Source organism: Bacteroides sp. CAG:633, from assembly GCF_000435115.1.
Lineage (GTDB): Bacteria > Bacteroidota > Bacteroidia > Bacteroidales > Bacteroidaceae > Bacteroides > Bacteroides ndongoniae.
Genome location: NZ_FR883071.1, coordinates 17,963 through 33,447 on the forward strand (window position 1 = coordinate 17,963; position 15,485 = coordinate 33,447).

General features: G+C 48.7%; 14 protein-coding genes and 1 tRNA gene. 9 read left to right on the top strand and 6 right to left on the bottom strand.

All coding sequences use genetic code 11. The features are described from left to right. Window positions 1-35: 35 nt before the first annotated feature. Window positions 36-416, bottom strand: coding sequence for a DUF3127 domain-containing protein (locus QVP67_RS08085; RefSeq protein ID WP_022163061.1), 381 nt, complete (start codon window positions 414-416; stop codon window positions 36-38). A 409-nt stretch (window positions 417-825) separates the two neighbouring features. On the opposite strand from QVP67_RS08085, the gene dnaN reads away from it, so the two are divergent. From dnaN to QVP67_RS08120, 7 genes are all read left to right on the top strand, one after another. Continuing rightward, window positions 826-1,950, top strand: coding sequence for a DNA polymerase III subunit beta (gene dnaN / locus QVP67_RS08090; RefSeq protein WP_022163062.1), 1,125 nt, complete (start codon window positions 826-828; stop codon window positions 1,948-1,950). 125 nt (window positions 1,951-2,075) lie between these two features. Beyond that, window positions 2,076-2,846, top strand: coding sequence for a 3'-5' exonuclease (locus QVP67_RS08095; RefSeq protein ID WP_022163063.1), 771 nt, complete (start codon window positions 2,076-2,078; stop codon window positions 2,844-2,846). A gap of 2 nt (window positions 2,847-2,848) precedes the next feature. After that, window positions 2,849-4,081: a bifunctional phosphopantothenoylcysteine decarboxylase/phosphopantothenate--cysteine ligase CoaBC gene (coaBC, locus tag QVP67_RS08100; RefSeq protein WP_022163064.1), complete on the top strand. Its 1,233-nt coding sequence runs from the start codon at window positions 2,849-2,851 to the stop codon at window positions 4,079-4,081. Between the two features lie 12 nt (window positions 4,082-4,093). Further along, the gene (gene recN, locus QVP67_RS08105) at window positions 4,094-5,755 is read left to right on the top strand and encodes a DNA repair protein RecN (protein ID WP_022163065.1); all 1,662 of its coding nucleotides are present in this window, start codon (window positions 4,094-4,096) and stop codon (window positions 5,753-5,755) included. Between the two features lie 8 nt (window positions 5,756-5,763). Further along, on the top strand, window positions 5,764-6,504 hold the full coding sequence (gene rlmB, locus QVP67_RS08110; protein ID WP_022163066.1) for a 23S rRNA (guanosine(2251)-2'-O)-methyltransferase RlmB: 741 nt from the start codon (window positions 5,764-5,766) through the stop codon (window positions 6,502-6,504). Between the two features lie 5 nt (window positions 6,505-6,509). Beyond that, window positions 6,510-8,213: a tetratricopeptide repeat-containing S1 family peptidase gene (locus QVP67_RS08115; RefSeq protein ID WP_022163067.1), complete on the top strand. Its 1,704-nt coding sequence runs from the start codon at window positions 6,510-6,512 to the stop codon at window positions 8,211-8,213. Window positions 8,214-8,460: 247 nt separating this feature from the next. Continuing rightward, window positions 8,461-8,835 (top strand): RidA family protein, encoded by a 375-nt coding sequence (locus tag QVP67_RS08120; RefSeq protein ID WP_022163069.1) that lies wholly within the window; start codon window positions 8,461-8,463, stop codon window positions 8,833-8,835. Here the strand turns inward: QVP67_RS08120 and QVP67_RS08125 are convergent. Next, window positions 8,803-10,056 (bottom strand): bifunctional folylpolyglutamate synthase/dihydrofolate synthase, encoded by a 1,254-nt coding sequence (locus tag QVP67_RS08125; protein ID WP_022163070.1) that lies wholly within the window; start codon window positions 10,054-10,056, stop codon window positions 8,803-8,805. The genes QVP67_RS08120 and QVP67_RS08125 overlap by 33 nt on opposite strands. Window positions 10,057-10,152: 96 nt before the next feature. Between QVP67_RS08125 and QVP67_RS08130 the strand changes: the two genes are divergently transcribed. Further along, complete coding sequence (locus QVP67_RS08130) at window positions 10,153-11,478, top strand: PhoH family protein (RefSeq protein ID WP_022163071.1); 1,326 nt, start codon at window positions 10,153-10,155, stop codon at window positions 11,476-11,478. Window positions 11,479-11,917: 439 nt separating this feature from the next. Here QVP67_RS08130 and QVP67_RS08135 read toward each other — a convergent pair whose 3' ends face one another. The 3 genes from QVP67_RS08135 to QVP67_RS08145 are packed head-to-tail and all read right to left on the bottom strand — an operon-like array spanning window position 11,918 to window position 14,088. Beyond that, window positions 11,918-12,895 (bottom strand): dihydroorotate dehydrogenase-like protein, encoded by a 978-nt coding sequence (locus tag QVP67_RS08135; protein ID WP_022163072.1) that lies wholly within the window; start codon window positions 12,893-12,895, stop codon window positions 11,918-11,920. 29 nt (window positions 12,896-12,924) lie between these two features. Beyond that, window positions 12,925-13,590, bottom strand: a complete 666-nt coding sequence (locus QVP67_RS08140; RefSeq protein ID WP_022163073.1) for a YggS family pyridoxal phosphate-dependent enzyme — start codon at window positions 13,588-13,590, stop codon at window positions 12,925-12,927. 30 nt (window positions 13,591-13,620) lie between these two features. Continuing rightward, complete coding sequence (locus QVP67_RS08145) at window positions 13,621-14,088, bottom strand: DUF4494 domain-containing protein (RefSeq protein WP_022163074.1); 468 nt, start codon at window positions 14,086-14,088, stop codon at window positions 13,621-13,623. A gap of 199 nt (window positions 14,089-14,287) precedes the next feature. On the opposite strand from QVP67_RS08145, the gene QVP67_RS08150 reads away from it, so the two are divergent. Continuing rightward, a tRNA-Ser gene (locus QVP67_RS08150) sits at window positions 14,288-14,375 on the top strand. Between the two features lie 197 nt (window positions 14,376-14,572). On the opposite strand, the gene QVP67_RS08155 is transcribed toward QVP67_RS08150, so the two are convergent. Further along, complete coding sequence (locus QVP67_RS08155; protein WP_022163076.1) at window positions 14,573-15,259, bottom strand: NigD1/NigD2 family lipoprotein; 687 nt, start codon at window positions 15,257-15,259, stop codon at window positions 14,573-14,575. Window positions 15,260-15,485 lie beyond the last annotated feature (226 nt).

Here is a 15,485-nt window from a genome sequence, read left to right on the forward strand (position 1 = left end):
CTGTCGACGTATTTTACTGTCGTTGCCTGCATTTGTCAGAACGGCAGGTCGTCGTTGGCGTCGCCTACGGTAAATTCGGGTGTAGCAGTAGGAGCGGGCGGCGGAACGGGAGCTCCGGCAGCGGCAGGGGCTGCAGCGGCAGCTGCGCTTACGCGTTCTACTTTCCAGGCGCGGATACTGTTGAACCAGCGGTCTTGCCATTGGCGTGCGTCGATGTCGAACGATACGGTCAGCTCTTCACCCATCTGGATGTTGAACTGTTCTATTTTGTCGGCTCCAAAAATGTCGAAACACATTTTACGGGGATATTGACCGTGGTCTTCAATCACGTATTCCTGTACTTTCCATTCATTGCCGGTCTTTGAAACTCCGCTTCTTGCAGGGAGTATAGCGATGATTTTTCCTGTAAATTCCATTGTTCTCTTTGTTTTAATGATGCGGCGAAGTTACAATTTTTTAGGAATATCCGACGAATAAATTCTGTTTTTTTGATTTTACTTTTCGAAGTGTGCCGGTGGCAATGCCGGAGGTGGTTGCTGTACGGCTGCTGTTCGATGGCTTTTGCCATGCCACAAGTATGTGTGTCCGTTCCCTTACTAGGGAACGCCGATTCCCTTTTGAGGGAACGGCAGTTTCCTAACTGGGGAACTCCAGTTTCCACAAGTGGGAACGGTTGGAAACGGCAAATGCTTGTTTTTTCTTTCCGTATTTTTTTGTCATAGGGAATTCTTTTTTTAACTTTGTCCGTCAGTTAAATAGGGTGGAGTGTGCTCCTCCCTGTGGTTGTACAATACAGGATTATAAAAACTTAAATATACGAAACATATGAAATTTATCGTCTCAAGTACTGCACTCTCCAGTCATTTGCAGGCTGTCAGTCGCGTGATTAATTCGAAAAATGCATTGCCCATTCTGGATTGCTTCCTTTTTGAACTGCAAGATGGGACTTTGTCGGTAACAGCATCCGATAGTGAAACCACGATGGTCACAACGGTTGAGGTGAACGAAAGCGATGCGGACGGACGTTTTGCCGTCACAGCCAAGACTTTGCTGGATGCCTTGAAGGAGATCCCCGAACAGCCTTTGACATTTGATGTGGACATGAACACGTTGGAAATCACCGTGCAGTATCAGAATGGTAAATACAGCCTCATGGGACAGAATGCAGACGAGTTTCCGCAGTCGGCCATGTTGGGCGAAAACGCAGTCCGTGTAGAAATGGAGGCTTCCATTCTGCTGGGAGGCATCAACCGTGCAGTGTTTGCTACTGCCGACGACGAACTTCGCCCTGTGATGAACGGTATCTATTTCGATATTACGACCGAAGATATTACGATGGTGGCTTCCGACGGCCATAAGCTGGTACGCTGCAAGACACTGGCTGCCAAGGGCAACGAACGCGCTGCTTTCATCCTGCCCAAGAAACCGGCTTCGCTGCTGAAGAACCTGCTGCCGAAGGAGCAGGGTACGGTGGTAGTCGAGTTTGACGAACGCAATGCAGTGTTCACGCTCGAAAACTATCGCATGGTGTGCCGTCTGATCGAAGGCCGTTATCCGAACTACAACTCCGTTATTCCGCAGAACAACCCGTATAAAGTGACGGTCGACCGCATGCAGCTGCTCGGAGCCTTGCGCCGTGTATCCATCTTCTCTTCTCAGGCAAGCAGCCTTATCAAGCTGCGCATGCAGGAGAATCTGATTGTGATTTCCGCTCAGGACATCGACTTCTCCACTTCGGCCGAAGAAAGCCTGACGTGCCAGTATGTGGGCAATCCGATGAGCATCGGCTTCAAGTCGACTTTCCTTATCGACATTCTGAACAACATCTCTGCCGAAGAGGTAGTCATCGAACTGGCCGATCCTTCGCGTGCAGGAGTCATTATCCCTGCCGAGCAGGAAGAGAATGAAGACCTGCTGATGCTGCTGATGCCGATGATGCTGAACGACTGATATATAAATGAATACTTGACTTAGCGGACGAGTTGGCAGCTTGGCAAGCGGTGTGGAGCGGTAGCTTTCTTCTGCTTGGCAATCTGCCGACTCGTTTCCTTGTCGGGCACTAAACAAATCATAGAATGAAACTGAATTTAAAGAACCCGATTGTCTTCTTCGATCTGGAGACGACCGGAACCAATATCAATACAGACCGGATTGTAGAAATCTGTTATCTGAAAGTATATCCCAATGGCAACGAAGAAGCCAAAACCATGCGTATCAATCCCGAAATGCACATCCCGGCCGAAGCCTCGGCTGTGCATGGCATATACGATGCTGACGTGGCCGATTGTCCCACTTTCAAGGAAGTGGCACGCAGCATAGCCAACGACATCGAAGGATGCGACCTGGCCGGCTTCAATTCCAATCGTTTCGACATCCCCGTGCTGGCCGAAGAATTCCTCCGTGCCAATGTGGATATCGACATGAGCCGCCGGAAGTTTGTCGACGTGCAGGTTATCTTCCATAAGATGGAGCAACGCACCTTGTCGGCTGCTTACAAATTCTATTGTGGCAAGAATCTGGAAGATGCCCATACAGCCGAAGCCGATACACGTGCCACTTACGAAGTGCTGATGTCGCAACTCGACCGTTATCCGGAGTTGCAGAACGATATCGCTTTTCTGGCCGACTTCTCCAGTTTCAACCGCAATGTCGACTTTGCCGGCCGTATGGTGTACGACGACAACGGAGTGGAAGTCTTCAACTTCGGCAAGTACAAAGGCATGTCCGTATCCGAAGTGTTGAAGCGCGATCCGGGATATTACGGCTGGATGCTGAACAGTGACTTTACGTTGAATACAAAAGCCATGCTGACAAAGATTCGTCTGCGTGAAATGACTCAGAAGTAATTATGGCAAATATACTGAAAGGGAAGAAAATCGTATTGGGCATTACGGGCAGCATTGCCGCCTATAAGGCTTGTCTCATCATTCGCGGACTGATAAAGAAAGGAGCCGAGGTGCAGGTGGTCATCACCCCAGCGGGCAAGGAATTTATTACTCCCATCACCTTGTCGGCCCTGACCAGCAAACCCGTTATCAGCGAGTTTTTTGCCCAGCGTGACGGCACGTGGAACAGCCACGTCGACCTGGGCTTGTGGGCCGACGCCATGCTGATAGCTCCCGCTACAGCCTCGACCATTGGCAAGATGGCTAACGGAGTGGCCGACAACATGTTGGTTACCACTTACCTCTCGGCCAAGGCGCCGGTGTTTGTGGCTCCGGCAATGGACTTGGACATGTATGCCCATCCTTCTACCCAGAAGAATCTGGAAATACTCCGTTCGTACGGAAATCACATCATAGAGCCGGGAACCGGCGAGCTGGCCAGCCACTTGGTAGGCAAAGGCCGGATGGAAGAACCGGAAAACATTATCCGCCATCTGGAAGAATACTTCGCAGCCAAGGAAGGCGACCTGACGGGCAAAACCATTCTGATAACAGCCGGACCAACGTACGAAAAGATAGATCCGGTGCGCTTCATCGGGAATTATTCGTCGGGCAAGATGGGCTTTGCGCTGGCCGACGAATGTGCAGCGCGCGGTGCGAAGGTGATACTTGTGGCAGGCCCTGTGCAGCGGAACACCTATTTCCCCGTGCAGCGTTGCAATGTGGAGAGTGCCGGACAGATGTACGAAGAGACTTGCAAACATTTTCCGCAGGCCGATGCGGTTATCCTGTCGGCTGCTGTGGCCGACTATACGCCCGAGCAAGTGGCCGATCACAAGATCAAGCGCGAAAAGACGGGAGACATGACGCTGTCGCTGAAGCCTACTCAGGACATTGCCGCAGCCTTGGGGCTGATGAAGAAAGAGCAATTTCCCGACAAGGTATTGGTGGGCTTTGCGCTTGAGACCAACGACGAACAGCACAATGCCGAAGATAAGTTGCAGCGGAAGAATCTGGACTTCATCGTGCTTAATTCCCTGAACGACAAGGGAGCCGGATTCCGTTACGATACCAACAAAGTCAGCATTATCGACCGCAACGGAAAGACCGATTATCCGCTGAAGTCGAAAGCGGAGGTCGCAGCCGACATCGTCGATCATCTGGCGGCAGTGTTGAAACGGGATGTACAATCGTAATCAGTCAGAATTATGTTGCGCTCACTTTACATACAGAATTATGCGCTGATCGAGCAGCTCGATATCCGGCTAGAGAACGGCTTTTCGGTGATTACGGGCGAAACGGGTGCCGGAAAATCTATTATTCTGGGAGCCATCGGCCTGTTGCTGGGGCAGCGTGCCGACGTAAAGGCTATACGCCGGGGAGCTTCGAAGTGTATCATCGAAGCCCGTTTCGAAATAGCTGCTTATGGCATGCAACCATTTTTCGAGGCCAACGACTTGGAATATGAGGACGAGTGCATCCTGCGGCGCGAGGTATATGCTTCGGGCAAGAGCCGTGCTTTTATCAACGATACTCCGGCTTCGCTGGCACAGATGAAAGAACTGGGCGAGATGCTGATTGATGTGCACTCGCAACACCAGAACCTGTTACTCAACAAAGAGGGCTTCCAGTTGAATGTACTCGACATTCTGGCTCACAACGACGGAGCTTTGTCCGTGTATGCCGATTGCTACGGTAGTTGGAAGAAGGCGCAACAGCAGTTGGAAGAGTTGATAGCCCGTACCGAACGTGATAAGGCTGACGAAGACTATGTACGCTTCCAGCTGGAACAGTTGGAAGAAGCCAATCTGACAGCTGGCGAGCAGGAAGAACTGGAGCAGGAAGCCGAGTTGCTGAGTCATGCCGAAGACATCAAGGCGGGTTTGTATCGGGTAGGTCAAGGCCTGTCGGCCGATGAAGGCGGATTGCTTCCCTTGCTGAACGATTGCTTGAGCACCATGCAGTCCATGCGTAAAGTCTATCCTGCGGCCGAGGAACTCTCCGAACGTCTGGAAAGCTCTTACATCGAGCTGAAAGACATTGCACAGGAAGTGGCAGGACGGGAAGAAGAAGTCGAGTTCAATCCCGCCCGTCTGGACGAGGTGAATGCGCGGCTGAATCTGATATATACGCTTCAGCAGAAGCACCGTGTCTCTACGGTGGACGAACTGCTGACCTTGCAGGAAGAATACGCTTCGCGTCTGTCGGCCATTACTTCGTCCGATGATCAGATTGAAGATTTGAAGCAGCAGTGTGCCGACCTATATAATAAGGTAAAGCAACAGGCAGCTGTGTTGACAGAGTCGCGTGTGGCGGCAGCCCGCGAGGTCGAAAAGCAAATGGCATCCCGCTTGGTGCCGTTGGGTATGCCCAACGTGCGTTTTCAGGTGGAAGTAGGTACCCGTAAAGAGCCGGGAGTACACGGAGCCGATACAGTGAGCTTTCTGTTCTCGGCCAACAAGAACGGAACTCTGCAGAGTATCTCTTCGGTAGCTTCGGGAGGTGAAATAGCCCGTGTCATGCTGTCGTTGAAGGCCATGATTGCCGGAGCCGTCAAGTTGCCGACCATTGTGTTCGACGAAATAGACACCGGAGTGTCGGGCGAAATTGCCGACCGTATGGCCGACATCATGCAGGAAATGGGTGACAGTAACCGTCAGGTTATCAGCATTACTCACTTGCCGCAGATTGCCGCTCGCGGACGCGTTCATTACAAAGTATACAAAGAAGATAACGAAAACGAAACCAACAGCCACATCCGTCGGTTGACAGACGAGGAAAGGGTAGAAGAACTGGCTCACATGCTGAGCGGTGCTACGCTGACCGAAGCTGCGCTGAACAATGCACGGGCACTGTTGGGCAAAGCATAAAAGTCGATATGATTGATAAGAATGAAATGATTTTTGGCGTACGCGCCGTGATAGAAGCTATTCAGGCAGGTAAGGACATCGACCGGATTCTGGTGAAGAAAGATATCCAGAGTGACTTGTCAAAGGAGTTGTTTGCTGCTTTGAAGGGAACCCTCATACCGGTGCAGCGCGTGCCGGTAGAACGTATTAACCGGATTACCCGCAAGAACCATCAGGGTGTGGTCGCTTTTATGTCGGCAGTAACCTATCAGCGGACAGAAGACCTGGTACCTTTCCTGTTCGAGCAAGGGAAGAATCCGCTTTTCGTCATGCTCGACGGCATTACGGATGTGCGCAACTTCGGAGCCATTGCACGTACTTGCGAGTGTGCAGCCGTTGATGCGGTGATTATTCCTGCCCGGAACAGTGTAACCGTCAATGCCGATGCCATAAAGACCTCGGCCGGAGCACTGCACACTTTGCCTGTCTGCAGGGAACAAAGTCTGAAAGATACGCTTCAATACCTGAAGAACAGTGGCTTCCACATTGTGGCCGCTACGGAGAAAGGCGACTATGACTATACGAAGGCCGATTACACAGGACCGATGTGCATCATTATGGGAGCGGAAGATAAAGGTGTTTCGTACGACAACCTGGCTTTATGCGACGAATGGGTGAAGATTCCGATGCTTGGCAGCATCGAGTCGCTCAATGTTTCGGTTGCTGCGGGAATTTTGATTTATGAAGCTGTGAAACAACGAATAAATTAGTGCGAATGAAAAAGAAATATTTAGTATTGTTTGTTTTGTGCCTGCTGGCCCAGTGGACAATGGCTCAGGCACCCAAATGGGTAGAGAAGGCCAAGAAAGCTGTCTTCTCGGTGATCACTTACGATAAGGATGACAAAATACTGAACACGGGCAATGGCTTTTTTGTCAGTGAAGACGGCGTAGCCCTGTCGGACTACTCTTTATTTAAGGGAGCGGAACGTGCCCTGATACTGAATTCGGAAGGTAAGCAGATGCCCGTCGAGGAAATTATGGGAGCCGATGATATGTACGACGTCATCAAATTCAAGGTAGCTATTACCGAGAAGAAAGTTCCGGCTTTGCAAATGGCTGCAACGGTTCCGGCTGTCGATTCGGATGTTTATCTTTTGCCTTATTCCACGCGGAAAGACCGTTCTTGCACTTCGGGCAAAGTGAAGGGAGTAGACAAGGTTGCCGACAATTACAATTATTATACGCTGAACATGCATCTGAAGGAGAAGATGGTAAGCTGTCCTGTTATGACGCCAGAAGGAGAAGTCTTCGGACTGGCACAGCAGTCGTCTGGCAAGGATACGGCAACGATCTGTTATGCTGTTGACGCTCGCTTTGTGGTGGCTCTGAAAATCAATCCACTTTCTTTTAATGATATGGCTTTACGCAATATTCAGATTAAGAAGGCATTGCCCGATACGGAAGAGGAGGCACTGGTATTTCTCTATATGGCATCTTCGCAGGTTACGCCAGAGAAATATGCTGAATTGCTGGACGATTTTATTGCCCGGTATCCGGCAAATGCAGACGGCTATGTGCGCCGAGCTACCAACCTTTTGTATAAGTCGAAAGATGACGCAACAATGGAGAAGGTGGTTGCCGATTTGGACAAGGCATTGGAGGTTGCTTCCAAGAAGGACGATGTGTATTATAACATAGCCAAGCTGATATACGGTTATATGCTCGAAAACCCTGAGAAGGTGTATAAAGACTGGTCGTACGATAAGGCTTTGGAAGCAATAAGCAAGGCTGTAGAGCTTAATCCGCTTCCTGTATACATCCAGTTGCAGGGCGATATCCAGTTTGCCAAGCAGGACTATGCAGCTTCACTCGCTTCTTACGAGCAGGTCAACCGAAGCAGTATGGCTTCGCCTGCGACATTCTTTACGACAGCTAAAATCAAGGAGGTGATGCAGGCACCGCAGGAAGAAATTCTGGCTTTGATGGACAGTTGTGTGGTTCGCTTTACTCCGCCTTATACGGAAGCGGCTGCTCCTTATCTGCTGGGACGTGCACAGGCACGCATGAATGCAGATCTTCCTCGTCAGGCTTTACTCGATTATGATGAATATTTCAAGGCCATGAATGGTCAGGTCAACGATGTGTTCTATTATTACAGGGAGCAAGCTGCCTTGAAGTCGAAGCAATATCAACGGGCTTTGGACGATATGGCAAAGGCTATCGAATTGAATCCGAAAGATCTGACCTATCGTGCCGAGCTGGCTGTTATCAATATCCGGGTAGGACGCAATGAAGAAGCGTTGAAAGTGCTGGATGAGGCTTTGAAGATCGATTCCAAGTATGCGGAAGCTTATCGCTTGAAAGGCATTGCACAACTGCAGCTGAAGCAGAAAGCTGAGGCATGCGAGAGTTTTGCCAAGGCAAAAGAACTGGGAGATCCGAATGTAGATTCTTTGATTAGTAAGCATTGCAAGTAAGCACTGTTTATAATGCAAAGAAGAGGGGCGCTTCGTCAACGCTCCTCTTCTTTGTCAGGGATTTCTTTCCCTTTGCATAAACATTAAAGTTAGGTCTATATAAAAGTTAAGTTTAGGTATAGGTGTATTTTTATCGTATCTGTTATAATAAATGCACCGTTTTAAAGAATACTGCATGCCGGGTGCATGTTTTTTCTTGTTGAATGGATTATCTTATATATTATACTATCACTAAATTTAGTTGAATATGAAAAAAGTTATTTGCAGTCAGAAGGCACCGGGTGCTATCGGCCCCTATAGCCAGGCTATCGAAGCCAACGGAATGGTTTTTGTTTCAGGTCAGTTGCCTATTGATGCGGCTACCGGCGTGATGCCTGAAGGCGTGGAAGCCCAAGCCCGCCAATCTTTGGAGAATGTGAAGCACATTCTGGAAGAAGCAGGATTGGGCATGGCAAACATTGTAAAGACAACGGTATTTCTGGCCGACATGTCTTTGTTTGCTGATATGAATAAGGTATATGCCACTTATTTCAGCGGCGATTATCCGGCACGTTCGGCTGTAGCTGTCAAAGCATTGCCGAAGGATGCGTTAGTGGAGATTGAGTGCATCGCGGCTCGCTAACAAGTCGGCTACTATAAAGCTACTGCCTCCTACGAAGATGAAGTCTTCTGGGAGGCTTTTTTCTTGCGCGGCACGGACGGCTGTCGGCACGTCGGGGTAGCATTCGCCCTGCAGTCCGGCTGCATTGGCCAGGCGGGCCAGTTCGGCTTCGGGCAGCGCGCGCTTCACACTGGCTTTGGTGAAGTAGTAGTCGGCATCGCGTGGAAGCAGTGCCAGTACACCGCGGATGTCCTTGTCGTTGACCATACCCATTACGATGTGCAGCTTCCGGTAGGTCTGCTGCTTCAGCTGCTCGGCTATGTAGGTGATGCCGCCAACGTTATGTCCAGTGTCGCAAATCAGGGTGGGAGCGTCTTGCAGCTTCTGCCAGCGGCCCATCAGTCCGGTCAGTTCGCATACGTGGGCGAAGCCGTTGCGTATGGCCTGTTCGCTGAGGTGGTAACCGACTTTTTTCAACAGTGGCAGGGCTGTCAGCAACGTCCGCCGGTTCTTTTCCTGATAGAGTCCTTTCAGTTCATAATCCATGTCGGGATATTCTTCCGGCACATGGTCTTCGGCGAAACAGATGGGAGCCTGTACCACTTGTGCTTTCTCTGCGAATACTGGACGGGTTTCGGGAGTGCTTTCACCAATCACGACGGGGATGCCTTGCTTGATGATTCCTGCCTTTTCGCTGGCTATCTGAGCCAGTGTACTGCCAAGGAACTGGGTGTGGTCGAAACTGATGTTGGTAATGATGCACAAGTCGGGACGGATAATGTTGGTACAGTCCAACCGGCCGCCCAGGCCTACTTCGATGATAGCTACGTCGACTTTCTGGTCGGCAAAATAACGGAACGCCATGGCCGTAGTCAGTTCGAAGAACGAGGGAGACAGAGGTTCGAAAAAGCTGCGTTCCTCTTCGACAAAGCGTATGACGTATTCTTCAGGGATGGGTTGTCCGTTGACGCGGATACGTTCGCGGAAGTCGACCAGATGGGGTGAAGTATACAGTCCAGTCCGGTAGCCTGCTTCCTGCAGGATGGCTGCCAGGGTGTGCGAGCAGGAACCTTTTCCGTTGGTACCTGCTACGTGTATGGTGCGGAAGTTGCGGTGGGGGTGTCCGAAGTGTTCGTCCAGTGCGAGGGTGTTCTCCAATCCCTCCTTGTAAGCACTGCTGCCTACTTGCTGAAACATGGGGACACTGTTGTATAAGTACTCTAAAGTGTGCTGATAATCCATCTTTTATAAACTTTAACGGCAAAGGAAAGTCAATTCCTTCATTAATTTGTTATCTTTATAAGCAACAAAGATATTAACTATTTAAATCTAACGGATATGGGAGCAAAGAAAAATTTTGTAATTGATACGAATGTGATTCTTCACGATTATAACTGCTTGAAGAATTTTCAGGAAAATGACATTTATCTTCCTATCGTGGTGCTCGAAGAACTGGATAAGTTCAAGAAAGGTAATGAGCAGATTAATTTCAATGCCCGTGAATTTGTTCGCGAGCTTGACCTGATTACCGATGATGACCTCTTTACGAAAGGTGCTCCTTTGGGTGAAGGACTGGGCCGCCTGTTTGTGGTGGCTGGTTTGGTGGAATCGACTAAGGTTCACGAATCCTTCCCTGAACGTATTCCCGACCATCAGATACTGGCGGTGACCGACTACGTAGGCCGTAAACACCCTGACATGAAGACTGTGCTGGTGACCAAGGACGTCAATCTGCGCATGAAGGCTCGCTCCATCGGTTTGCTGTGCGAGGACTATATCACTGACAAGGTGATGAATGTTGATATCTTCGAGAAGTCGAACGAGGTGTTCGAAGGTATTGATCCAGCTTTGATCGACCGTATCTATTCTTCGAGAGAAGGCATTGATATCAGCGAGTTCGACTTTAAGGACGTTCTCCATCCCAACGAATGCTTTGTACTGAAGAGCGACCGCAACAGTGTGCTGGCGCGATACAATCCGTTCCTGCATGCCGTCTGTCGTGTCAATAAGACGAAAAACTATGGCATCGAGCCGCGCAATGCCGAGCAGAGCTTTGCCTTCGAAGTGCTGAACGACCCGAACATCAAACTTGTAGCCCTGACGGGAAAAGCCGGTACGGGTAAAACCTTGTTGGCTTTGGCGGCAGCCTTGGGCAAACTGACGGACTACAAACAGATATTGCTGGCACGACCTATCGTGGCACTGTCCAACAAGGATCTGGGCTTCCTGCCGGGAGATGCCAAGGAAAAGGTGGCACCTTATATGCAACCCTTGTTCGACAATCTGAATGTCATCAAGCATCAGTTTGCTTCCAACTCCAGCGAAGTAAAACGGCTGGAAGATATGCAGAAGAGCGACCAGCTGGTGATCGAGGCGTTGGCTTTTATCCGCGGACGTAGCCTGAGCGAGACATACTGCATCATCGACGAATCGCAGAACCTGACTCCTCACGAAATCAAGACCATCATTACCCGTGCGGGCGAAGGAACCAAAATGGTGTTTACGGGCGATATTCAGCAGATCGACCAGCCTTATTTGGATAGCCAATCCAATGGTCTGGTTTATATGATCGACCGTATGCGCGACCAGAATCTTTTTGCCCACGTCAATCTGGTGAAAGGCGAGCGTAGCGAACTGAGCGAGCTGGCCAGCAACCTGATGTAAACAAGGCGTTTCTGTAACACTTGCATGGCTCGTCTGTAACACTTGCATTCCATTTCTGTAATGCAAGTGTGGCTCGTGAGCCATGCAAGTGTTTTATTTTTCACATTGTTTGCTACGTGCTTTCACATTGTTTGTTGCACATGCTGACATTGTTTGTTAGGCGCACTAACATTGCTTGTTGCGGTGCGTAATATCCCTTTTTCAGTAGGCTAATGTTTCACTTTATGTTTCCAAAGTAGGTATTTGGCGGGCTAAAGTAAGGGGTTAGTTCTTCTATGGAATAGGCTTCACGCTTTCACCCAACTGTAAGTTGTTGGGAGTAAGTTGTTTGTGGTGAAAGATGAAGCTTCACGGGTGAAAGCAAAAAATGCCAAAACGAATAAGTGCGTCTTATTCATTTTGGCATTTTTCTTTGCCGGTCAGTATCGCTGTCGTGGACTTATTCGTGCGATGCGAAATACTTCAGGAACTGTGTACGCTCAAAAGTGTTCACACCTTTCACGTCGCCTACGTTCAGACGGCCTTTGAATTGTGCGATGTTTTCCATGCCTTTGCCGTCCATCCATTTTGCGATGAACTGATTATACTGCTCGATGACAGCAGGCGATTCTTTGTAGAGCACGCTACAGATTTCTACAGCCGATGCACCTGCCAGTATAGCTTTCACTACGCCTTCGGCCGAGTGGATTCCGCCTGAGACGGCATAGTCTATCTTGCTGACAGCAGCCGATGCGATGCCTGTCCAGCGGAGCGACTTGGAAAGGTCGGCTTCGTTGCTGAACACGTCACCTGCCACTTGAGTCATCTTGTCGATGTTGATGTCCGGCTGGTAGAAGCGGTTGAACAAGACAACAGCTGCCGCACCGTTGGCATAGAGTTGGTTGATGAGTGCTACGGGATTGGTCAGGTTGTCGCCCAGCTTCATGATGACGGGTATCTTGACTGTATTCTTAATGTGGCGCAAGATGTCGATGTGGCGTTGTTCGAAGCTGCCGTATGTATATTGTACGTCGGTCTGCAGAGCCAGAATGTTGATTTCGAGTGCATCGGCTCCCGCTTCTTCTATCTTTTTGGCAAAGTTAATCCAGTCTGCATCCTGATAGCAGTTGATGCTGGCAATGATAGGTATGTTGCATACCTTCTTGCTCTCGCTGATGAGGCGCAGGTATTCGCCCAGCTTGTGTTCACGAATATATCCGACCAAGTAGTCGCTGCCTTCCGGATACATGTTAGGATCGCCCATCCAGTCTGCCTCCATCATAATCTGTTCCTCGAACAGCGATTTCAGTACGATGGCTCCTGCTCCTGCTTCGCAGAGTTTCTTGTTTTTGTCCGCACTGTCTGTCAGGCCGCAGCTGCTGACGATAATCGGGTTTTTAAGTTTCAACCCTGCAAAAGTCGTTTCTAATGTTGCCATGATAGTAAATTTTATAGGTGATAAATGATTTAATAGTTTCTTTCTCCAAAAATTTTGCTTCCTACGCGCACCAGTGTACTTCCGGCTGCTATGGCTTCGTGATAGTCGTGCGACATGCCCATGGAGAGTTCCTTGAAGCTGTCGGAGCCGGCAAACCACGTAGATTTCACTTCCTCGAAGAATTCATGTAAAGAACAGAATTCTTTGCGTATTTGTTCTACGTTGTCGGTGTTCGATGCCATGCCCATCAGGCCGCATATCTGTACGTTATGCAGGTTTTTCCATTCGCCGGCCTGTAACATTTCGCGGCATTCCTCAAAGCTGAAACCGAATTTGGTCTCCTCCTGAGCTATGTGCAATTGTAGCAGGCAACGAACTGTACGGTTGGCTTTGGCTGCCTGTTTGTCTACTTCGGCAAGCAGCTTGTAAGAGTCTATCCCGTGTATAAGCGCTACGTAGGGAACAATGTATTTCACTTTGTTTGTTTGCAGATGCCCGATGAAATGCCATTCGATGTCTTGAGGCAGACTTTCATGTTTGGCATCCATTTCCTGTACTTTGCTTTCGCCGAAAATCCGTTGTCCGGCGCGGTAAGCTTCTTCTATTGCTTCGTTGGGGTGAAATTTGGAAACGGCAACCAGCCGCACTCCTGCGGGCAATTCATTCAATACTTGTTTCAGATTTTCTGCAATCATGGGTGATAATACTTAGGTGTTTTCTATTTCTTATTGTACTTCCGGTTTGTCGTTGGGTTCAGCGCTGTACGGATATACATCCATGATGGCTGTTTCGGCTACAGAGCCAATCTGATAGTCGGCCATGGTGCCTTTCATACCTTCGTCTAGTTTCTTGACGGCATCTCTCAGGTCGGCAGCCTGCACAAGAACCTGCGTTGACGATTTCTTTTCGGCACCGCTTTTCTCGTCCAGTGTGATGAAGATCAGTTTGCATTTGAACCAGCGGTCAGCAGCTTCTTCATCCGAAGGAAAGAGTTCGCTGTAATTGGCACGTTTGATGTCAGAAACCGTAAATTCGCCTGTGATGAACGGAGTCATTTCTTCGATGATACGGGCTTCTGCTTCAGTAAAGCTGAGTGCGTCTACCAGATAGGGTTCAGTAACTTTCTTGTTCATACCGTTTTCCATTGTTTTCTCGTAGCGGATTTTACACTCAAACCAAGTATGCATTGACATAATTTTCTAATTTTAAGTTAGTTGTAAAGTTATTATTGTTTATCTTTTCGCGTTTAAGCGAATGCTTTGTTGTAAAGCGCAGGACAAATGTAGTACATTATTTCTTAGTAACGAAAAATACTTCTCTTTTTTTGTATTATTGGAAATATTGAATATCTTTGCGCCCGCAAAACGAAAAATAGTCGGTTTAACCCGCATTGGAGAGGTGCTCGAGTGGTTGAAGAGGCACGCCTGGAAAGCGTGTATACCCCTAAAGGGTATCACGAGTTCGAATCTCGTTCTCTCCGCGAAGTTAGATTGCTGTGATGAAAAAAAGGTCTTGCAAGTGTTTTCTTGCAGGGCCTTTTTTATTTAGCGGCGATTGGGAGTGGTTGTCATTTTATAGCTGTCCAAACGATAATCCATACATTATGAAAAAAGAACGAGAATATGCTTTGGGGCACATTCTCGTTCGTCGGTCAATATAATAAGGTTTTAGGTTGTATCATTGAAAATCTATTGTCTGATAACTGATGCCGTTGTATAGCGTGTTGACGCGGATGTTCAGCCCTCGCTTTCCTTCGGCCAGTTGTCTGATGTTGTTCAACCTGAACGAAACTATTCCCGGACCTAATTTGCGTTGCGCCTCGCCATAAGCGTTGTGGCGGAATTCCAGTGTCAGATAGTCTTCCTTGTCATTTTTGTCATCTGCAGCTTCGTTCACAATCAGATTCAGCATGTGACTTTTGTTTGAAGTGTCGTCATAGTGTATCTGATATTGGATGTTCAGATGGTCGTTGGCTATCCACATGTTTGTAATATTGATGCGGTCGTCTCCGATGCTGTCTTCTTTTTCGGCGGGCATGAGGTAAATGTCCTTCGTCAGAATATTCTCGATACGGTAGATGGCAGCGTTGTAATCGTAACCGGAAACTTTTTCTTCCAGCAGGTCGAAATATACAAAGGCACGCTGTTCGGGAACAACAGTATAGTTGTGTATGTTTGTCGTATCACCGGGGTACATCTTTGTACCTTCGTCCAATGCGAAGTAATATTCCTGTCCGTCCACTACTTTGATTGTGCCGATAGTAAGCTGGTGATGATTGGTCGTATCATCGTCCAGGCAAGCATGCAGCAATGGCATCAGCAGTGCAGCTATAAATATGATAAATATTGGTCTCTTTGTTTTCATAAGCCAATTAGCAGTCCTTGAAAATCTTGTTGTCAAAACTTTGATCGTTTACTTAAGTTTCGCAAGTGCTCAACTTATTAGTTGACAAGGCTTCAGTTAACAAGTCTACTAGGCTGGAACTCCCTGTTTGATAAAGTGCCGCTTGAAACGGCTCGCTACAAACGCCTTGTCAACTCGTCAACTTGTTGCTTGTCAACTGCAACTTGAGCTTGCGAAAGTTGAATCG